Raw genomic sequence first — 19406 nt, forward strand, 5'->3', positions numbered from 1 at the left:
CATCAGCCCCTCTTGCTGGACCGAATGGGCAGCCTGCTGAAAGCTCAAATCCAGCGGCTATCAGACGGGTTCAGTGATATGATGGTCGGACACTTTTTAGGGTTGCGGAGGGTAGAATCGATGACCACGCAACGACACACAGTCCTGGCCACTGCGCTACTTTTCGGCCTTGCGCCTGTACAGTTCGCCCATTCCGAGGAGACGCTGGACCCCGCGTCGCTGACCGATCAAATCATGTCATATATCGGGACCTCACCCCTTCTGGCTGAGGATGGCGCCACCCGGATATACGAATTTGGAACTCAGCGTGATATCTGGCGCCTGGAATTCCTGCTAGACGATTCCCAGTGCATATCCTCCTGGACGGGAAGATCCGAAGAATCGACTGAAATATCTACGCTAAGTATTCGGTATGTATTCTACGACACTAGTTGTGACGGGTCGCTTGATGACGTGTTGGTCATTTTTTTTGACGGACAAACTGCGGAAGAATTTCCAGTCGATCTGAGCAGTAGTTTGACTCAAACTGAGTTTGCGGAGACTCTCTACGGCCTCGAAAGAATAACATCCAATCAATTGAGGTCAGGCCTGATGCCGGAAACTCCTGAAGCAAGACTCGAGCTTCTACGGCATATGGCTATTTCCGAGGGTGAAACCAGAGGAGATAAGTTTATCATTGTCATATACGAAACACGAGGATCGCTCGAAACGCATACATTCTTCACTGTAGACTCCGGCGCGTGCACAATACAAAGGATAACAAAATCCCCATCTGAAGAGACCGGCGCAAGTATAATAGATGGCAGCTGCGATACCGATCCGGAAAATATGTTAGTTTTTGTGAACGATGAAGAGATCGTCGTCACAAACAGCGAGAAAATTGAAGTATATAATTTACTTATAGGTGTCACCCTTAGGCATTTTCTCTTTGGTCAAGAGCTGTCCGAGTTGATGGAAAGCGGTCGCTGGATCATCGAGGAATGATCGGTCTTGCGTCAAAAGACTCCAGATTGGCGACATGATCCCGCGACCCCACATTGGTCAGGCTGAAATCGAGGCGACCCGCCAAGCCGTCGCCGATGCGCGTCAGGCGATTGCTGAAGGTCGGGTCGTCGATCATGACGACGTGAGGCGATGGCTGTTGTCGTGGGGGACGGGGCATGAATCGAACCGACCCAGATGTGGGCAATCTGGAGACTGCGTCGGATCGTCAGGAAATCGAGGCCAGCCAGTTTGAGCGGCGTTGCGCCAAGGTCAAGGGCCTATGGATTCCGGATCAAGTCCGGAATGACCAATGAAAACAATGTCATGCTGGACTTGATCCAGCATCCATAGGGTGGCGGGGTTAGCTCAGTCGGCTGCCGGCAGGACTTCCCGGACGCGGTCGGCGATGGCTTCTCCGACGCGGGTGTGGGCTTGCGCGGTCATGTGGATGCCATCGAGGCTGTCGATCGGGGCGGCGTCGGTGAAGAGGGGGATGCCGGTGGCGTCGGCGGCCTGGGCGAAGGCGGCGGGCAGGCGGCGGGATTTCGCTTCCGCGCCGGCGAAGCCGTCGGCCATCGGTGTGCCGGAGATGTCGCCCAGGGCGGGCGGGACGACGACCAGCACCTCGGCCTCCGATTGCTCGGCGGCGAGGGTGGCCAGCTCCATGGCTCCGGCGGCGATCTCCTGCGGCGTCCGGTCGAATTCCGGTTTCAGATCGTTTGCGCCCAGGAAGATGATGACGAGATCGATCGGCACCGCCCCTTCGATCGCGGCCGGCAGGCCTCGTTGGCCGTTGAAATCCTCTCCGGAATGGGAGCCCCAGCCTTCGGCGTAGTCGACATTCGTCGTCCGGCCGTTCATCGCGTCGACCACGACCTCGTAATCCTGCCCCAGCGCATCGTCCATCACCGAAGGCCACCGCTCCGCCGCCGGCAGGCGACGAGCCTCGGCCTCCGCGTTGGGCCGCCAGCCCCAGCTATTGCTGTCGCCATAGACCAGGATTCGCGCGGGATCGCCGCGCAGGGCGCCCAGCACTATGCCGAGCGCGAGGATGAAGAGGAGGAAGGCGGCGAGGCGTTTGAGAGACATGGGGCGGAAACGATTGCTAGAGGGGACGGCGGCTCTTCAGCGCCGCCATCAGGGTGCCGTCGTCGAGGTAATCCAGCTCCCCGCCCACCGGCACGCCGTGGGCGAGGCGGGAGATTGCGACGCCGCAGCCCTCCAGCCGGTCGGTGATGTAATGGGCGGTGGTCTGGCCTTCCACCGTGGCGTTGAGGGCGAGGATGATCTCCGTCACCTCCGGCCGGCGGGCGCGGTTGATGAGGTCCGGGATCGAGAGATCGTCCGGCCCGACCCCGTCCAGCGCCGACAGGGTGCCGCCCAGCACATGGTAGCGGCCTCGAAAGGCCTTCGTCCGCTCCAGCGCCCAGAGGTCGGCCACCTGCTCCACCACGCACAGCGCCGTATTGTCCCGCGCGGTGTCCGCGCAGATGGTGCAGGGGTCGGTCGCGTCCAGATTGCCGCAGACGGAGCAGGTGGTGATCGCGGCCGCCGTTTCCGCCAGCGCGTCGGCCAGCGGGCCCATCAGCGCCTCGCGATGGTTGAGCAGGTAGAGCGTCGCCCGGCGGGCCGAACGGGGGCCGAGCCCCGGCAGCTTGGCCAGCAGCCGGATCAGATTCTCGATCTCGGGCCCGATCATGGCCGGCGCGACCCCTAGAAGGGCAGCTTCATTCCCGGCGGCAGCTTCAGCCCGCCCATCACCCGCTGGGTCTCCTCCTGCACCTGCGCCTCGACCTTGCCCTTGGCGTCGTTGACGGCGGCGACGACCAGATCCTCCAGCACCTCGACATCCTCGGGGTCGACCAGGGACTTGTCGATCTTGAGACCGCGCATCTCCCCCTTGCCGTTGAGGGTGGCGGTGACCATGCCGGCGCCCGACTGGCCTGAGACCTCGATCTCGCCCAGCTTCTCCTGCATCTGGGCCATCTTGGTCTGCATCTCCTGCGCCTGCTTCATCATCTGGCTCAGGTTTTTCATCGGTCGAATTCTCCAAAATCGTCTGGGTCGGGGTCCGGAACGTCGTCCGGACCGATCGCATCGTCGGGGTCGCCGGGCGGGGGCGTCATCTCCGCCTCCGCCAGCTTCGTCAGATCATGCACCGCCTCGACCTTCGCGCCGGGGAAGGCGTCCATGATCGCCTTCACCGTAGGGTGAAGCTTCGCGTCCTCGATTTCGCGCGCCTGGGTCCGGCGGTCCTGCTCGCTCAAGGTTGGCGCGCCCGGCTCTCCGCTGACGGAGACCATCCAGCGGATGCCGGTGCGGTCCTTCAGCAGCGTCGTCAGCCGGCTGGCGAGATTCGGGGGCGTCCCTTCCTCCGGCCGGAACTCCAGCCGTCCCGGCTCCAGCCGGACCGGATGAACCATGGAATAGAGCTGGCCGTGAAGGACCACATCGTCCTCCAGCAGAGCCACCAGTTCGCGGAAGCTCCGCGGCTGGTTCGACGGGGCCGGCGGGGCTTCCGCGATCGGGGCTGGCGCGGCGGCCTGGGCCACAATCTGGAGGCCGTCGCCGGCGGCGCGGGCGATCGGCGCGCCGGGCGGCGGTGGGGCGTCGGCAGCGCCGCCGTTCGGCCGGGGCTGCGGCGGCGCGGCCTCGCCCCCATCTGGCGCGCCGAAATCCCCCTTCTCGATCCGCCGCAGCACGTCGCCCGGCGTCGGCAGGGAGGCGGCGTGCATCAGCCGGATCAGCACCATCTCCAGCGCCATGGCGGGGGAGGGCGCGGTCTGGACCTCGCCCACGCCCTTGAGCAGCATCTGCCACGCGCGGGTGAGGACCGGCATGGGCAGGGAGCCCGCCAGCGCCGCGCCGCGCGTGCGCTCGGCCTCGGGGATCGAGGGCGATTCGGCGATCTCCGGCAGCAGCCGGACGCGGGTCAGGAAATGCGTCACCTCCAGCAGATCCTGGAGCACGACCAGCGGATCGGCCCCGGCGCGGTGGAAATCGGCAAGCTGGTCCAGCGCCTCCCTGGCGCGGCCGGCCATGAGCGATTCGTAGAGGTCGAAGATGCGGGTCCGGTCGGCCAGCCCCAGCATCCGGCGCACCGCCTCCCCCTCGACCTGGCCCGCGCCCAGCGCGATCGCCTGGTCCATGAGGCTGAGCCCGTCGCGGGCCGATCCGTCGGCGGCGCGGGCGATCAGGGAGATCGCTTCCGGCTCGACTTCGATCCCCTCCTTCCCGGCGATGGCGGAGAACAGGCCCGACAGTTCCTCCCCGTCCAGCCGGCGCAGATCGAAGCGCTGGCAGCGGGAGAGGACGGTGACCGGCACCTTGCGGATCTCCGTCGTCGCGAAGATGAACTTGGTGTGGGGCGGCGGCTCCTCCAGCGTCTTCAGCAGCCCGTTGAAGGCCGCCGTCGACAGCATGTGGACCTCGTCGATGATGTAAATCTTGTAGCGGGTCGACACCGGCCCGTAGCGGACGCTGTCGATGATCTCCCTTATGTCGCCGATGCCGGTGCGGCTGGCGGCGTCCATCTCCATCACGTCGACATTGCGCTCCGCCAGGATCGATCGGCAGGAATCGCAGACGCCGCAGGGCTGCGGGGTCGGCCCGCCCGTCCCGTCGGGACCGGTGCAGTTGAGCGCCCGGGCGATGATTCGCGCCGTCGTCGTCTTGCCGACGCCGCGGACGCCCGTGAGGATGAAGGCGTGGGCCAGCCGGCCGGAATTGATGGCGTTGGTCAGCGTGCGGACCAGCGCGTCCTGACCGACCAGATCGGCGAAGGTGGTCGGCCGGTACTTGCGCGCCAGCACGCGATAGGGCGCGCCTTCCGGCGTCGCGGCGGCCGGAGCCGTCTCTTCCGGGGCTGTCTCTTCGGTCATCGGTCCGTCATCCATCGGCCGGGATCATAGAAGGGCGGGCGCGATGGTCCAAGGGCGAAGGAAGAATCAGTTAACCACCCTCACCCCCAACCCCCTCTCCCGCGGGGCAGGAGAGGGGGCTAAATGGCTCCCTCCCCTGCGGAGCGGGGGAGGGTTGGGGTGGGGGTTGTCAGATGTCCAGGAGGACGCGTCTGGGGTCTTCCAGGCATTCCTTGACGCGGACGAGGAAGGTCACGGCCTCGCGGCCGTCGATGATGCGGTGGTCGTAGCTGACGGCCAGGTACATCATCGGCCGCACCTCGATCTTGCCGTCCACGACGACCGGCCGCTCCTGGATCTTGTGCATGCCCAGGATGGCCGACTGGGGCGGGTTGAGGATCGGCATCGACATCAGCGAGCCGTAGACGCCGCCATTGGAGATGGTGAAGGTGCCGCCGGTCAGGTCGGCCATGGAGAGCTTGCCGTCCCGCGCCTTGCGGCCCAGATCGCCGATATTCTTCTCGACCTCCGCGAAGCTCAGCGTGTCGGCGTCGCGCAGCACCGGCACGACCAGCCCCTGCGGCGTGCCGACCGCGACGCCGATGTCGTAATAGTTCTTGTAGACCAGGTCGTCGCCGTCGACCTCGGCGTTCACCGCCGGCAGTTCCTTCAGCGCGGTGACGCAGGCCTTCACGAAGAAGGACATGAAGCCCAGCTTCACGCCGTGCTTCTTCTCGAAGCCCTCCTTGTACTCCGCGCGGGTCGCCATCAGCGCCGACATGTCCACCTCGTTGAAGGTGGTCAGCATTGCGGCGGTGTTCTGGGCCTGCTTCAGCCGGGTCGCGATGGTCTTGCGCAGCTTGGTCATGCGCACCCGTTCCTCGCGGTCCTTCTTGGGACGAGGTGCGCTGTCGGGGCGGGAGAAGGCGGGGATGTCGATGCTCGTGCCGCCGGCGGCCGGGGTGGGGGACGGCGCGGCGGCGGGCTTCGCGCCGCCCTCGATCGCCTTCTGGACGTCCTCCTTGGTGATCCGGCCGCCCTTGCCGGTGCCCTTCAGCGCGCCGGCGTCCAACCCGTGCTCCTCGGCCAGCTTGCGCGCCGCCGGCATGAAAATCCCGTCGGCGGAGGAATCCTCCGTCTCTTCGTCCTTTGCCGCCGACTTGGGAGCGGGCTCCTCCTTCGCGGGCGCGGCCGGCTTGGCCTCCGCCTTGGGTGCCGCTTTCTTCGCGCCGGAGCCGGAGCCGAGGACTCCCAGCCTGGCCCCGACCTCCACGGTCGCGCCGGAATCGGCCACGATCTCCTCCAGCACGCCGTCCTCGGCCGCGTTGACCTCCAGCGTCACCTTGTCGGTCTCAAGCTCGACCAGGGGCTCGTCGCGGGCGACGCTGTCGCCGACCTTCTTCAGCCATTGGGCGACGGTCGCCTCGGTAACCGATTCGCCCAGGGCGGGGACCACGATGTCTGCACTCATGCCGCTACCTTCTCGTTCTCAAATCATTGTTCGATGCCGGTCACGGCAGCGTCAGCGCCTGATCGATCAACTGCGCCTGTTCCTTGTTGTGGCGGCGCAGCTGCCCTGTCGCCGGAGAGGCGGCCTCCGGCCGCCCGGCATAGATCGGCCGGCGCGCGTCATGGCGCATGTCCGACAGCATCGCCTCGATCTTGCGGTCGACGAAGTACCAGGCGCCCATGTTCTCCGGCTCCTCCTGGCACCACACCAGGTCGGCGTTGGGATATTTCGCCAGCTCCTCCGTCAGCGCCTTGCGCGGGAAGGGGTAGAGCTGCTCCAGCCTCAGCAGCGCGATGTCCTCGATGCCGCGCTCGTCCCGCTCCTTCTTCAGGTCGTAATAGACCTTGCCGGTACACAGCACGACGCGGCGGACCTTCTCGTTCTTCTTCTCCCAGCCATCCTCGTAGAGGACGCGGTGGAAGGTCGATCCCTCGGCGAACATGGAGATCTCGCTCTGCGCGTCCCTCAGGCGCAGCAGCGATTTGGGCGTCATCACGATCAGCGGCTTGCGGAAGTCGCGATGGATCTGCCGCCTCAGCGCATGGAAGTAGTTGGCCGGCGTGGTCGGGTAGATGACCTGCCAGTTGTCCTCGCCCGACATCGTGAGGAACCGCTCCAGCCTTGCCGACGAATGCTCCGGCCCCTGGCCCTCATAGCCGTGGGGCAGCAGCATCACCAGCCCCGACATGCGCAGCCATTTGGATTCGCCCGATGAGATGAACTGGTCGATGATGACCTGCGCGCCGTTGACGAAGTCGCCGAACTGCGCCTCCCACAGGGTCAGCGCCTTGGGCTCGGCCATGGAGAAGCCGTACTCGAAGCCCAGCACGGCGAATTCCGACAGCGGGCTGTCATGGACCTCGAAGGCCGCCTGCCCGTTGCGGATGTTGTTGAGAGGGATGTACCGGTCCTCGTTCTCCTGGTCGATCAGCACGGAATGGCGCTGGGAGAAGGTGCCGCGGCCGGAATCCTGGCCGGACAGGCGGACCGGGTAGCCTTCGTCCAGCAGCGTGCCGAAGGCCATCGCCTCGGCGGTCGCCCAGTCGATGCCGTTGCCTTCGGTCAGCGCCTTCTGCTTGGCCTTCAACTGGCGGACGATCTTGGAATTGACGTTGAAGCCGTCGGGCACCCGGACCAGCGCCTCGCCGACACGCTTCAGCGCCTCGTCCGTGGCGCCGGTCGTGCCGCGGCGCTCGTCGCCCTCGGCGATCTTCATGCCGGACCACGCGCCGGCCAGCCAGTCGGCCTTGTTCGGCTTATAGCTGGTGGCGGCGTCGAACTCCTCCTCCAGCCGCTTGTGGAAGCCATCGGCGATCGCCTCGGGCTCGCCCTCCTCCAGCACGCCGTCCTCCACCAGCCGTCTGGCGTAAATTTCCCGCGTCGTCGGCTGGCTGGCGATGGTCTTGTACATCAGGGGCTGAGTGAAGCCCGGCTCGTCGCCTTCATTGTGGCCGTAGCGGCGGTAGCAGAACATGTCCACCACCACGTCCTTCTTGAACTGCTGGCGGAATTCGATGGCGATGCGGGAGACGTGGACGACGGCTTCCGGATCGTCGCCGTTCACGTGGAAGATCGGCGCCTGGATCATCTTCGCCACGTCGGTCGGGTAGGGACCCGACCGGCTGAAGTTCGGCGAGGTGGTGAAGCCGATCTGGTTGTTGATGACGAAATGGATGGTGCCGCCGACGCGGTAGCCCTTCAGCTCCGACAGCATCAGCGTCTCGCCCACCACGCCCTGGCCGGCGAAGGCGGCGTCGCCATGCAGCAGGACGGGCAGCACCTTCTCCCGTTCCGTGTCGTCGCGCTGCATCTGCTTGGCCCGGACCTTGCCGATCACCACCGGGTTCACGCATTCAAGGTGCGACGGGTTGGCGGTCAGCGACAGATGGATGGTGTTGCCGTCGAAATCCCGGTCGTCGGAGGTGCCCAGGTGGTACTTCACGTCGCCCGAGCCCTGGACTTCGTCCGGCTTCGCGGCGTTGCCCTGGAATTCGGAGAAGATCGCCGCGAACGGCTTGCCCATGACGTTGGCCAGCACGTTGAGACGGCCGCGATGGGCCATGCCCAGAACGATCTCCTCAAGGCCGAGTTGACCGCCGCGCTTCATCACCTGCTCGATCGCCGGGACGAGGCTTTCGCCGCCATCCAGGCCGAACCGCTTGGTGCCGGTGTACTTGACCTGGAGGAACTTCTCGAAGCTCTCCGCCGCCGTCAGCCGCTCATAGATCGCACGCCGGCCGCGCGGGGTGAAGTCGGTCTTGTTGTGGATGTTCTCGATGCGCTCCTGGATCCATGCCTTCTGGTCGGCGTCCTGGATGTGCATGTACTCCACGCCGATCGTGCCGCAATAGGTCTCCTTCAGCCGCTCCATGATCTGGCGCAGCGTGGCGGTCTCGTAGCCCAGCACGTTGTTGATGAAGATCGGCCGGTCCCAGTCGCCCTCGGTGAAGCCGTAGGTGCGAGGGTCCAGTTCCGGATGCGGGAATTCGGGCACCAGGCCCAGCGGGTCCAGGTTCGCCTTCAGGTGCCCCCTGATGCGGTGGGCCCGGATCAGCATCAGCGCCTGGATGGAATCCAGCGTCGCCTGCCTTCCTTCGGCGACCGGCGGGATGGCGGCCGGGCCGGGCTTCGGCCGTTCAGCCTTCGCCGGCGCCGGCGCCGGGGCGGCGCCGTCGAGCCCCAGAGCCTCGGCCAGCCCGCCGGCATCGGCGACATGGCCGTTCGCCTTCCTCCAGCTTGGCCCCGAATTCTCGTCCAGGAGCGCCCGCTCATCCTCGCCGAGGCCGCGGAAGAAGGCGGCCCAGGACGGGTCGACGGATCCGGGATCGTCGGAATATCGGGCGTAGAGGTCCGCTATGAAGGCGGCGTTCTGGGCGAAGAGAAAAGACGACTGCTCGGATTGGTTACCCATGTCCCATTTCGAGCGAGCCCCCTTTCCGGGCCCGCTTCCCCTAAAGGTCGCGAAGCCGGACGCCTTCGCGCGTCCGGCCTTGGCGCACCGATGATTTAAACGGGCGCCCGCATCGGCGCCCGGCCTTCTCCATATAACCCCGAACGGGGGTCACTTCAGCCCTTCATCGCCGCAAGCATCGCCGACCCGAGGGCGGCGGGGCTGTCGGCGACGTTGATGCCGGCCTGCTTGAGCGCGTCGATCTTGAAGTCGGCGGTGTCGTTGCCGCCGGAGATCACCGCGCCGGCATGGCCCATGCGGCGGCCCGGCGGGGCGGTGCGTCCGGCGATGAAACCGACGACCGGCTTCTTCGTCTTCGACTGCCGGATGAACTCCGCGCCCTGGACCTCGGCGTCGCCGCCGATCTCACCGATCATGATGATGCCCTGGGTCTCGTCATCGGCCACGAACAGTTCCAGGCAATCGACGAAGTTGGTGCCGTTGACCGGGTCGCCGCCGATGCCGATGCAGGTCGTCTGGCCCAGCCCGGCGGCCGTCGTCTGCGCCACCGCCTCATAGGTCAGCGTGCCCGACCGGCTGACGATGCCGATCTTGCCGCGCTGGTGGATGTGGCCCGGCATGATGCCGATCTTGCATTCGTCCGGTGTGATCACGCCGGGGCAGTTCGGCCCGATCAGCCGCGTGCCGGAGCCGGCCAGCGCGCGCTTGACGTTCACCATGTCCAGCACCGGGATGCCTTCGGTGATGCACACCACCAGCTCGATCCCGGCGTCGATCGCCTCCAGAATCGCGTCGGCCGCGAAAGGCGGCGGCACGTAGATCACGCTGGCGTTGGCGCCGGTCTTGTCCCGCGCCTCGGCCACCGTGTCATAGACCGGCAGGTCCAGATGGGTGGAGCCGCCCTTCCCGGGCGTGACGCCGCCGACCATCTTGGTGCCGTAGGCGATCGCCTGTTCGGAATGGAAGGTGCCCTGGGCTCCGGTGAAGCCCTGGCAGATGACCTTGGTATTCCTGTCGACCAGAACAGCCATGATCAGCCGGCCTCCTTCACCGCGGACACGATCTTCTCCGCGGCGTCGGCCAGATCGTCCGCCGACCGGATCGGCAGGCCGCTTTCCGCAAGGATCTTCTTGCCCAGTTCCACGTTCGTCCCTTCCAGCCGCACCACCAGCGGCACATGCAGGCTGACCTCGCGCGCCGCCGCGACCACGCCTTCGGCGATCACGTCGCAGCGCATGATGCCGCCGAAGATGTTGACCAGGATGCCTTCCACATTGGCGTCCGACAGGATCAGCTTGAAGGCCGCGGTCACCCGTTCCTTCGTCGCCCCGCCGCCAACGTCCAGGAAGTTCGCCGGCTCGCCGCCATGCAGCTTGATGATGTCCATGGTCGCCATCGCCAGCCCGGCGCCGTTGACCATGCAGCCGATGTTCCCGTCCAGCTTGATGTAGTTGAGGCTGTGCCTGGCGGCCTCAAGCTCGGCGGGGTCCTCCTCGCTCTCGTCGCGAAGCTCCTCCAGTTCCTTGTGGCGGAACATGGCGCTCTCGTCGAACGACATCTTGGCGTCCAGCGCCAGGACCTCGCCCGCGCCGGTGACGACCAGCGGGTTGATCTCGACCGTGGAGGCGTCCAGTTCCCGGAACGCCTTGTACATGCCGGTCAGGAACTTCACCGCCGCGCCGACCTGCTTGCCTTCCAGCCCCAGGGCGAAGGCGACCTTGCGGGCGTGGAAGCCGCTCATCCCGGTCGCGGGGTCGATCGCCACGGTGACGATCTTCTCCGGCGTGTTGTGGGCGACTTCCTCGATCTCCATGCCGCCTTCGGTGGAGGCGATGATGGTGACGCGGGAGCGGGCGCGATCGACCAGCAGCGAGAGGTACAGCTCCCGCGCGATGTCGCAGCCTTCCTCGACATAGAGCCGGTTGACCTCGCGGCCGCCGGGCCCGGTCTGCTTGGTGACCAGCGTGCGGCCCAGCATGCCGGCCGCTTCCTTGACGTCGTCCAGCGACTTCACGACGCGGACGCCGCCCTTGCCGTCGGGATCGTCCTTGAACCGTCCGGCCCCCCGGCCGCCGGCATGGATCTGGGACTTCACGACCCAGACCGGGCCGCCCAGATCCCGCGCCACGTCGACGGCTTCTTCCGCCGTGTACGCGACGCCGCCGCGAGGCACGGACACCCCGTAGCGCTTCAACAGGCCCTTGGCCTGATATTCGTGGATGTTCATCCGCGTTTCCTACCATCCGATGGCGATCGGCCGCGCCGGAACCGGGCGGCCGCTATAGGCCGGAGAGGGGAAGGAGCAGGACCGTCCTTCCCGCCGAAAATGCGCCGCACCATAGCACCTGCGCCGCCGGGAGCAACCGCGAAGGTGCGCCATTGTCGGTAACGCGTGATCTGTCCGGATTTCGGCCCGCCCGGCGCGACGGCATGGAGCATTACATGCGCCACCGTCCGCATCGTTCCTGCTCCAGCCCGGCGGGCGGCGTCAGCCGAAAACTTCGCTATGCGACCCGAGCCGGGCCAGGCGCAGTGTGGTGGCGTCGGGCTTGCGGTAGATCAGCACGAGATCGGGCTTACGTGACAGTCGCGGTAGCCGGCCCAATCTCCGCTCAGATCATGGTCGCGGTAGCGCGGGTCGAGCGGCGTGTCGGCCGCCAGCGCCGCCAGGACCGGCAACAGATCGGCATCGAGAGTTGTCCGATGCCGCCCCCTGGATTCCCGTTTATAGTCGCGCTTGAACGTCGTCGAACGCTCAATCGTCCGCATGAAGATCCGCCATCAGCGCATCGACGTTGTCGAACCGCGCGCCCTTGCCGGCTTCCAGCTCGGCCATGGCCTCGCGGGTCGCGGCGTTCGGCGCCTTCACATCGAACGGCAGACGCTGTTCATCGGCGATGCGAAGCATCAGCAGGCGGATGGCGTCGGAGACCGAAAGGCCCATCGCTTCCAACGCGCCGCTCGCGCGCTCCTTGGTCGCCATATCGATCCTGGCGCGGACATAGGTGTTAGCGAAGGCCATAGTCTTAACCTCAAGATGATGTAGTCCTATTGTAGTCACGGGCGGGTCGCATTTCAATGTCGTGGAAAGGCGGGCCATCAACCAGTTCGCTATGCGCGGAAATATGGAAGTATGCCGACCCCGCGCGCTGGGCTACGGTTTTGCCGCTGCCGAGGCGGGTTGGAACGAGGAACCGAGGGAGCTGTCGCCATGAATCTCAATCGCCTGCTGACCGAGCGGGAGGATGCCGGCAGGCCGCTGGGGGTGGCGGTGATCGGGGCCGGCAAGTTCGGCGCCATGTTCCTCGCCCAGGCGGCGCGGACGACGGGCCTGCATGTCGTCGCCATCGTCGACCGCGACGTCGGCCGGGCGCGGGAGACGCTGAAGCGGATCGGCTGGCCGGAAGGGCGCGCGGACGCGCGGAGTCTGGAAGAGGCCGCCCGGACTCGCCGGACCTTCGTCACCGATGATTCCAGCGCCGCCGTCACCGCGCCGGAGATCGAGGTCGTGGTTGAGGCCACAGGCAATCCGGCCGCCGCCATCGACCATGCGCTGGCCTGCATCGCCAACGGCAAGCATATGGTGAACGTCACGGTGGAGGCCGACGCGCTGGTCGGCCCGCTGCTGGCCGACCGGTTCCGCGCGGCGGGGCTGGTCTATTCCCTCGCCTATGGCGATCAGCCGGCCCTGATTGCGGAGCAGGTGGACTGGGCGCGCGCCGCCGGGTTCGAGGTGCTCTGCGCCGGTAAGGGAACCAAATACTTGCCCGCCTATCACCATTCCACACCCGAAACGGTGTGGGGCCACTACGGGATGAATGCTGCGGCCGCGGCCGCCGGCGGCATGAACCCGCAGATGTTCAACTCCTTCCTGGACGGCACCAAATCGGCGATCGAGATGGCGGCGGTGGCCAATGCCTGCGATCTCGTTCCGGGGGCGGACGGGCTTGCCTTCCCGCCCTGCGGCGTTGACGATTTGCCCCATATCCTGCGTCCCGCCGCCGATGGCGGCTGCCTGCCGCGCAAGGGGACGGTGGAGGTGGTGTCCTCGGTGGAGCGCGACGGTCGGCCGGTCTTCCGCGACCTTCGCTGGGGCGTCTATGTCGTGCTGGAGGCGCCGAACGACTATGTCCGCCGGTGCTTCGCCGAATACGGGCTGAAGACGGATTCCAGCGGCCGCTACGCCGCGATGTACAAGCCCTACCATTTGATCGGACTGGAGCTAGGAATCTCCGTCGCCTCGGCCGGCCTCAGGGGAGAGCCGACGGGCGCGCCGACAGGCTTCCGGGGCGATGTCGCGGCCGTGGCGAAGCGGGATCTGGCGCCGGGTGACGTGTTGGACGGCGAGGGCGGCTATACGGTCTATGGCCGGCTGGCCCCGGCGGAGGCCAGTCTGGAAGCCGGGACATTGCCGATCGGGCTCGCCCACGGCGTCAGGGTGACGAAGCCCGTCGCCCGCGGCCATGCGATCCCGTGGAGCGCCGTCGCGATCGATTCCGACACCACCGCCGTCCGGCTGCGGCGGGAAATGGAAGCAGGTTTCAGGAAAGAACAAAGATGAGCGGATGCCTTATCGTCACCGGCGGCAGCCGGGGCATCGGCGCGGCGATTGCAAGGGCGGCGGCGCGGGAAGGCTGGCGCGTCTGCCTGACCTACCAGAATCGCGCCGACGCCGCGGAGGAAGTGGTCGCCGCCATCGAGGCGGAAGGCGGGCAGGCGCTGGCCGTCAGGGCCGACGCCGCCGACACCGATGCCGGCCCCCTGTTCGACCGGACGGAAGCGGCGTTCGGCCCGGTGCGGGGCCTCGTCTGCAACGCCGCCATCACCGGCGGCTTCGCCCGCGCCACGACGGTTAAGGCGGAGACGGTGCGGCGGGTGTTCGAGGTGAACGTCTTCGGCCTGATGGCGGTTTGCGCGGAGGCGGTCAGGCGCATGTCGACCGCGACCGGCGGGGTGGGCGGCTCAATCGTCGCCATCTCCTCCACCGCCACCAAGGCCGGAAGTCCCGGCGAATGGGTCCATTACGCGGCCTCCAAGGGCGCGGTCGACGTGTTCGTGGGCGGGCTGGCGCGGGAGGTGGCGGCCGAAGGCGTCCGCGTCAACGCCGTCGCGCCCGGCACCACCCTGACCGACCTGCATGCCGAAGCGGGCGAACCCAACCGGCCGGAACGGATCGCCGCGACGGTGCCGATGGGCCGCTCGGCGACGCCGGAGGAGGTGGCGGAGGCGGCGCTGTGGCTCCTGTCCGACAAGGCCGCCTACGTCACCGGGGCGATCCTGCCGGTGGCGGGCGGGCGGTAGAGGCTGGTTGCCGACGCGCCTTTCCCCCGCGCGCGCCATCGGCTAGAAGCGACCGGCCATGGACCGATCCCCTCCCCCCGACGCCGACTCTTCACCAGGACCCCTCGCGACCTATCGGCGGATGAAGGCCGAGGGGACGTTGCGGCCCGACCCGATCCAGGCGCTGGCGGCGGAGAAGCTGGAAAGCCTCCACCACGCGCTGGCGCATTACGAGCCGCGATCGGGCGGCGGCGGTTGGCGGGCGCGGCTGGGGCTGACGCGGCGGCCCGATCCCGCGCCGCAGGGACTCTACCTCTATGGCGGCGTCGGGCGCGGCAAGTCCATGCTGATGGACATGTTCTTTCGCAGCGCACCGGTCGACAGGAAGCGCCGGGCGCATTTCCACGAATTCATGCTGGACGTCCACGACCGTCTGCACAGCTGGCGCAACGCCCATTCGGATCCGGAGGACCGGCGGCACGGCCGGCACCTGGCCGACCCGATCGCGCCGCTGGCGGACGAGCTGGCAAGCGAGGCGTGGCTGCTCTGTTTCGACGAGTTCCATGTCGTCGACATCGCCGACGCCATGATCCTCGGCCGGCTGTTCACCGCGCTCTTCGACCGGGGCGTGGTGGTGGTCGCGACCTCCAACTGGCCGCCGGACGACCTCTACAAGGATGGGCTGAACCGCCAGCGCTTCCTTCCCTTCATCGCCCTTCTGAAGGAGAAGCTGGACATATTGCACCTGGAAGGCGGGGTGGATTACCGGCTGGAAAGGCTGCGCGGCCGACCGGTCTATCACGCGCCGCTGGGGCCGAAGGCGGAGGCGGCGCTGCAGGCAGCCTTCGACGATCTGACGGAGGGCGCGGTTCCCGGCCCGACCAGCCTGACGGTGAAGGGCCGGACGCTGGAGGTCGGGCTGGCGGCGCGCGGCGTCGCCCGGTTCGGCTTCGAGGAGCTGTGCGACCGGCCGCTGGGGGCTGCGGACTATCTCGCCATCGCGTCGGAATTCCATACCGTCATCCTGGCCGGGGTGCCGAAATTCACCGAGGCGATGCGCAACCAGGCGAGGCGGTTCATGACGCTGATCGACGCGCTCTACGAGCACAAGGTCAATCTGATCGTCTCCGCCGAAGCGCCGGCGGAGAAGCTGGCGCCGGCGGGCGACGCGGGGTTCGAATTCCAGCGCACGGTCAGCCGTCTCCAGGAAATGCAGGCGGCGGATTACGTCGCCGCGCCGCATCGGCCATGACAGGTCCGGAAATAGCGAGACGGAGATGGTTTCACATTCTTAACGATTTTCCCTGAATAACCGCCCCATGGATTCCCCCCTCCATGACATAGAGGCCGATACAGCGCCCCCGGCGGATACGGTGCTGGCCTGTTTCCTCGCCGATCTGCGCAACCGGTTCCGGCTGGGGCTGCCGGCGCGGATCGAGGCGCGGACGGTCCGCGACCTCAAGGCCGAGGACCTGCTGAACGAGGATCTGGACCTGGGGCCGTTCGACCATGCGTCGGTCCTCTCCACTATGGCGAACCACGATCCGTTCGGGCCCAACGCCATGGCGGCGGCGGCCCGGCTGCTGCCGAGGGCCGTGGGTGACGATCATGCGCGCGCCCTGGCGGAGGATGTGGGAAGGGTCTCCAACCATCCCCGGGTGCGCGAATCCGTTGGCATGGCGGTGCGGGAGGGGCTGTCGCCGGCCTCGCTCACCGGCATGAAGGCCGTGGCGGTGGAGGAGATGGCGGCCGCCCGCGCGGCGACGCGGCGCGCGCTGGTCAGCTATCTGGAGGATCTGGCGGCGGCGGGGCGGGACCCGGCGACGCTGGTGGACGATCTGATGATGTTCAACTACCGGCTCGACCTGCCGCCTGTGGTCTTCCGGAAGATCGTGGTGACGCTGATCGAAGGACAGCGGGTGCCGGCGATCGTCCGCGCGCGGCTGGTGCGGGACCTCCACCGCCTGCCCCGGCCGCTGCGGCTGGAGGTGGTGACGCGGGTGTCGCTGCTGCCGCCCAACACCCATGGCAACATGGCGGTGAAGAAGGCGCTGGAGGGGCTGATGCGGCGGTTCGACCGGCATGCCGGGGACTTCCCGGGGAAAGACGCGAAACCGGCGGCCGCCCCCACCGGCCCCGCCCCCGCGGGAAGGGTCGCGCCATGGCGGCCGGCCTTGCCCTGATCCCGGATTCACGGTAGGAACCGGGCGCATTCGCGCGTCATTGCCGCAACGCAGCAATCCCGCGCATCCGGCGGCTTTGCCGCCCAGACCCATCAGGTTCAAAGGAAGCGTTCATGGCACGCAAGAAGATCGCGCTCGTCGGGTCCGGCCAGATCGGCGGCACCCTGGCGTTGCTGGCCGGCATCAAGGAATTGGGCGATGTCGTCCTGTTCGACATCATGGACGGTATCCCGCAGGGCAAGGCGCTCGACATCGCCCAGGCTGCGCCGGTCGAAGGCTTCGACGCTGCCTATAGCGGCGCGTCGGACTATTCCGGCATCGCCGGCGCCGACGTGGTGATTGTGACCGCCGGCGTGCCGCGCAAGCCGGGGATGAGCCGCGACGACCTGGTCGGCACCAACACCAAGGTGATGGAATCGGTCGGCGCCGGCATCCGGGAGCACGCGCCCGACGCCTTCGTCATCGTCATCACCAACCCGCTCGACGCCATGGTCGGCGTGATGCGGGAGGTCACGGGCTTCCCGGCGGCGAAGGTGGTCGGCATGGCTGGCGTGCTGGATTCCGCCCGTTTCCGCCATTTCCTGGCCGACGAGTTCCAGGTCTCGGTCGAGGACGTGACGGCCTTCGTGCTGGGCGGCCATGGCGACAGCATGGTGCCGTCGGTGCGCTATTCCACCGTCGCCGGCATCCCGCTGCCGGACCTGGTGAAGATGGGCTGGACGACCCAGGAGAAGCTGGACCAGATCGTCCAGCGGACCCGCGACGGCGGGGCGGAGATCGTCGGCCTCCTGAAGACCGGCTCGGCCTTCTATGCCCCGGCCTCGTCGGCCATCGCGATGGCGGAATCCTACCTCAAGGACAAGAAGCGCGTGCTGCCCTGCGCGGCGCAGCTCACCGGCCAGTACGGCGTCGACGGCCTCTATATCGGCGTGCCGGTGGTGATCGGCGCCGGCGGCGTGGAGCGGATCGTCGAGATCGAGCTGAGCGCAGAGGAGAAGGCGATGTTCGACAAGTCGGTCGAGGCCGTGAAGACCCTGAACGAGGTGGTCAAGAAGGCCCGCGCGGGCTGATCTGGCGGACCACAGCTAAGCTACAATGGCAATGTAGATGTCAGCGGCTCGATCCCACTTGGCTCCACCAAAAAGGAAGGGCTCGGCCAGAGATGGCTGAGCCCTTTTTATTCTGGCGCATGGCGAGATAGGTGTGAGTATTGTCATGCAGCACCTACTCGTTCTGAAGTGGCGCCGGTCTTAGGTGACTGTAGACGAACGTAGCAGATCGAAGACGTCAAGCCGCGGGTCTGCCACGGCGGGGTGGTGCCGATTCTTGAAGGTATAGGTTGGACCCCTCGCCTGCATGCCACGTTGAATATGGCTGCCGAGGATATGGTTCGATGCCACGAGATCGCTCTGCGCCATATAGGCGATGGTGTGTAGATGCCGGCGATGTTCGGCCTCGAGAAGCTCCGATGTCGTGACTTGAAGACCAGTTGGCGCTTCTGCATTTGCCAACTCGATAAGTTGTGGTCCGGAAATGTCGGCCAAAAGAACGCATAAGATGCCCGGACGGTTTTTTGAAAGCTGGTCTGCGCCTGTTTTCAATTGGCGGTAGAGACCTTTGAGCATCTGGTCAGGCTTACGACTTTCCACCGCCATTAGTAAGGCTGCCCGCGAAGGCTGAAGCATAATCAAGAGTTGCGGATTTGGTACGGCGAACCGAGCCTCCGTAAAGCGATGTACAGTTTCGATATTAATATTCTCGACAGAGCCTTCTAGCGGCGTTCCAGCGAGATTGAAGGACTGATATTGAACTGTACAAGGCGTTGGTCCCGGGAAGTTAGATTTCATGCCGAGTGCCAGTATCGCTGTTTCTGCGATAGCATGCATGATTTGATCCTCACCATGCAGACGGTCAGGCAAAGTGACGCGCAGGAAGTGCCCGCCATCGTCCAATTGGCCGGACCAAGAGCGGGTGAAGTGGCCACCAAGCTGCGCCATCCGGCGTCGGTGAATCTGGCGTCCAACATCGGCACTGGCTCTCTTGCATTCCACTTCGATCTCGATGCCATCAAGACACGCGATGAAATCGAACTTGCCATGCTCCAGGTCGTGGAACTGAACGTCGAATCCACGGCGGAGAAGATGGCCAGCAACCTCCATCTCGAATGCTATTGCTGAAAGTCCACGATCATTCTTCAGGCCATCACGCAGCATGCCTCTCAGGCGCGACTGGCCGTGCAGTGAGAGCCGAGCATAAACGCGCGCAGTTGTGGAGGCGAACCCGAGCAACTTATACATTGGGTAATCGATCTGATCGGGTCGTTTGATCAGCCAACGATTGTGCTTTTCGCGATAAGCTGCAGCCTGTTGGAGCGCCTTCTCGATTACAAACGAGTCAGATATGAAGTCGTCGAGAAAGATATTCTGTGCGCGTTGTTGATCGAGTTCGTTGAACCGCTTTTTCCATACGTTCCATCCAACGATTGCGATGAAACGGTTGAGCAACTTGTGAGCGTCGGCGGGGACCAGGTCAGGTTGGAAGCGCATCAACGACCTTCCTCAGAATTGCGGGTACGTTGCGGTCGTCGTTCCTGGAATAGTTCAAATAACGTAAATCTCCATCAAGCATACTGTCTTGCCCATTCAGAATAAGTGATGGCAGTATCTGAGGCGACAAAG

17 protein-coding genes and 1 pseudogene are annotated in these 19406 nt (G+C 65.9%); 6 read left to right on the plus strand and 12 right to left on the minus strand.

What is annotated here, in order from left to right; genetic code table 11:
• Positions 1–120: 120 nt before the first annotated feature.
• Positions 121–984 (plus strand): hypothetical protein, encoded by an 864-nt coding sequence (locus AAFN89_RS18135; protein WP_347540624.1) that lies wholly within the window; start codon positions 121–123, stop codon positions 982–984.
• On the opposite strand, the gene AAFN89_RS18140 is transcribed toward AAFN89_RS18135, so the two are convergent.
• The 11 genes and pseudogenes from AAFN89_RS18140 to AAFN89_RS18190 form a co-directional block, all read right to left on the minus strand.
• Complete coding sequence (locus AAFN89_RS18140; protein WP_347540625.1) at positions 971–1120, minus strand: hypothetical protein; 150 nt, start codon at positions 1118–1120, stop codon at positions 971–973. The two genes, AAFN89_RS18135 and AAFN89_RS18140, sit on opposite strands and share 14 nt — an antisense overlap.
• Before the next feature lie 230 nt (positions 1121–1350).
• A complete protein-coding gene (locus AAFN89_RS18145; RefSeq protein ID WP_347540626.1) occupies positions 1351–2073 on the minus strand; it encodes a GDSL-type esterase/lipase family protein in 723 nt (240 codons plus the stop codon).
• A 16-nt stretch (positions 2074–2089) separates the two neighbouring features.
• Positions 2090–2683 carry a recombination mediator RecR gene (gene recR, locus AAFN89_RS18150; protein WP_347540627.1) on the minus strand — a complete coding sequence of 198 codons (594 nt, stop codon included), beginning with the start codon at positions 2681–2683 and terminating at the stop codon, positions 2090–2092.
• Positions 2684–2697: 14 nt separating this feature from the next.
• Positions 2698–3021, minus strand: coding sequence for a YbaB/EbfC family nucleoid-associated protein (locus AAFN89_RS18155; protein WP_347540628.1), 324 nt, complete (start codon positions 3019–3021; stop codon positions 2698–2700).
• Complete coding sequence (locus AAFN89_RS18160) at positions 3018–4865, minus strand: DNA polymerase III subunit gamma/tau (protein ID WP_347540629.1); 1848 nt, start codon at positions 4863–4865, stop codon at positions 3018–3020. Before AAFN89_RS18160 ends, AAFN89_RS18155 begins: the two co-directional genes overlap by 4 nt.
• Before the next feature lie 169 nt (positions 4866–5034).
• Entirely contained in the window at positions 5035–6315 is a 1281-nt protein-coding gene (gene odhB, locus AAFN89_RS18165; RefSeq protein ID WP_347540630.1) for a 2-oxoglutarate dehydrogenase complex dihydrolipoyllysine-residue succinyltransferase, read from the minus strand.
• 40 nt (positions 6316–6355) lie between these two features.
• Positions 6356–9265, minus strand: coding sequence for a 2-oxoglutarate dehydrogenase E1 component (locus tag AAFN89_RS18170; protein ID WP_347540631.1), 2910 nt, complete (start codon positions 9263–9265; stop codon positions 6356–6358).
• Positions 9266–9420: 155 nt separating this feature from the next.
• Positions 9421–10296: a succinate--CoA ligase subunit alpha gene (gene sucD, locus AAFN89_RS18175; protein WP_347540632.1), complete on the minus strand. Its 876-nt coding sequence runs from the start codon at positions 10294–10296 to the stop codon at positions 9421–9423.
• A gap of 2 nt (positions 10297–10298) precedes the next feature.
• Positions 10299–11492: an ADP-forming succinate--CoA ligase subunit beta gene (sucC, locus tag AAFN89_RS18180; protein WP_347540633.1), complete on the minus strand. Its 1194-nt coding sequence runs from the start codon at positions 11490–11492 to the stop codon at positions 10299–10301.
• A gap of 261 nt (positions 11493–11753) precedes the next feature.
• A pseudogene (locus tag AAFN89_RS18185) lies at positions 11754–12034 on the minus strand (type II toxin-antitoxin system YafQ family toxin).
• A complete protein-coding gene (locus AAFN89_RS18190) occupies positions 12021–12287 on the minus strand; it encodes a type II toxin-antitoxin system RelB/DinJ family antitoxin (RefSeq protein ID WP_347540634.1) in 267 nt (88 codons plus the stop codon). Before AAFN89_RS18190 ends, AAFN89_RS18185 begins: the two are co-directional and overlap by 14 nt.
• 189 nt (positions 12288–12476) lie before the next feature.
• Between AAFN89_RS18190 and AAFN89_RS18195 the strand changes: the two genes are divergently transcribed.
• The 5 genes from AAFN89_RS18195 (at position 12477) to mdh (ending at position 17798) form a co-directional block, all read left to right on the plus strand.
• Entirely contained in the window at positions 12477–13826 is a 1350-nt protein-coding gene (locus tag AAFN89_RS18195) for a Gfo/Idh/MocA family oxidoreductase (RefSeq protein ID WP_347540635.1), read from the plus strand.
• Positions 13823–14566: an SDR family oxidoreductase gene (locus tag AAFN89_RS18200; RefSeq protein ID WP_347540636.1), complete on the plus strand. Its 744-nt coding sequence runs from the start codon at positions 13823–13825 to the stop codon at positions 14564–14566. Before AAFN89_RS18195 ends, AAFN89_RS18200 begins: the two co-directional genes overlap by 4 nt.
• Before the next feature lie 58 nt (positions 14567–14624).
• The gene (zapE, locus tag AAFN89_RS18205) at positions 14625–15797 is read left to right on the plus strand and encodes a cell division protein ZapE (RefSeq protein WP_347540637.1); all 1173 of its coding nucleotides are present in this window, start codon (positions 14625–14627) and stop codon (positions 15795–15797) included.
• A 67-nt stretch (positions 15798–15864) separates the two neighbouring features.
• Positions 15865–16728 carry a hypothetical protein gene (locus AAFN89_RS18210; protein WP_347540638.1) on the plus strand — a complete coding sequence of 288 codons (864 nt, stop codon included), beginning with the start codon at positions 15865–15867 and terminating at the stop codon, positions 16726–16728.
• Between the two features lie 113 nt (positions 16729–16841).
• Positions 16842–17798: a malate dehydrogenase gene (gene mdh, locus AAFN89_RS18215; protein ID WP_347540639.1), complete on the plus strand. Its 957-nt coding sequence runs from the start codon at positions 16842–16844 to the stop codon at positions 17796–17798.
• Positions 17799–17978: 180 nt separating this feature from the next.
• Here mdh and AAFN89_RS18220 read toward each other — a convergent pair whose 3' ends face one another.
• On the minus strand, positions 17979–19274 hold the full coding sequence (locus AAFN89_RS18220; protein WP_347540640.1) for a hypothetical protein: 1296 nt from the start codon (positions 19272–19274) through the stop codon (positions 17979–17981).
• Positions 19275–19406 lie beyond the last annotated feature (132 nt).

It is taken from the genome of Inquilinus sp. CAU 1745, assembly GCF_039839375.1.
Lineage (GTDB): Bacteria > Pseudomonadota > Alphaproteobacteria > DSM-16000 > Inquilinaceae > JBDOQU01.

Excerpts from the sequence above, each read along its gene's own strand:
- AAFN89_RS18160 (WP_347540629.1), bottom strand. The coding sequence starts at position 4,865 with ATGACCGAAGAGACAGCCCCGGAAGAGACGGCTCCGGCCGCCGCGACG.
- AAFN89_RS18195 (WP_347540635.1), top strand. The coding sequence starts at position 12,477 with ATGAATCTCAATCGCCTGCTGACCGAGCGGGAGGATGCCGGCAGGCCG.
- AAFN89_RS18135 (WP_347540624.1), top strand. The coding sequence starts at position 121 with ATGACCACGCAACGACACACAGTCCTGGCCACTGCGCTACTTTTCGGC.
- AAFN89_RS18155 (WP_347540628.1), bottom strand. The coding sequence starts at position 3,021 with ATGAAAAACCTGAGCCAGATGATGAAGCAGGCGCAGGAGATGCAGACC.
- AAFN89_RS18145 (WP_347540626.1), bottom strand. The coding sequence starts at position 2,073 with ATGTCTCTCAAACGCCTCGCCGCCTTCCTCCTCTTCATCCTCGCGCTC.
- AAFN89_RS18200 (WP_347540636.1), top strand. The coding sequence starts at position 13,823 with ATGAGCGGATGCCTTATCGTCACCGGCGGCAGCCGGGGCATCGGCGCG.
- sucD (WP_347540632.1), bottom strand. The coding sequence starts at position 10,296 with ATGGCTGTTCTGGTCGACAGGAATACCAAGGTCATCTGCCAGGGCTTC.
- AAFN89_RS18170 (WP_347540631.1), bottom strand. The coding sequence starts at position 9,265 with ATGGGTAACCAATCCGAGCAGTCGTCTTTTCTCTTCGCCCAGAACGCC.
- AAFN89_RS18140 (WP_347540625.1), bottom strand. The coding sequence starts at position 1,120 with ATGATCGACGACCCGACCTTCAGCAATCGCCTGACGCGCATCGGCGAC.
- sucC (WP_347540633.1), bottom strand. The coding sequence starts at position 11,492 with ATGAACATCCACGAATATCAGGCCAAGGGCCTGTTGAAGCGCTACGGG.
- AAFN89_RS18220 (WP_347540640.1), bottom strand. The coding sequence starts at position 19,274 with ATGCGCTTCCAACCTGACCTGGTCCCCGCCGACGCTCACAAGTTGCTC.
- AAFN89_RS18190 (WP_347540634.1), bottom strand. The coding sequence starts at position 12,287 with ATGGCCTTCGCTAACACCTATGTCCGCGCCAGGATCGATATGGCGACC.
- odhB (WP_347540630.1), bottom strand. The coding sequence starts at position 6,315 with ATGAGTGCAGACATCGTGGTCCCCGCCCTGGGCGAATCGGTTACCGAG.
- recR (WP_347540627.1), bottom strand. The coding sequence starts at position 2,683 with ATGATCGGGCCCGAGATCGAGAATCTGATCCGGCTGCTGGCCAAGCTG.
- zapE (WP_347540637.1), top strand. The coding sequence starts at position 14,625 with ATGGACCGATCCCCTCCCCCCGACGCCGACTCTTCACCAGGACCCCTC.
- mdh (WP_347540639.1), top strand. The coding sequence starts at position 16,842 with ATGGCACGCAAGAAGATCGCGCTCGTCGGGTCCGGCCAGATCGGCGGC.
- AAFN89_RS18210 (WP_347540638.1), top strand. The coding sequence starts at position 15,865 with ATGGATTCCCCCCTCCATGACATAGAGGCCGATACAGCGCCCCCGGCG.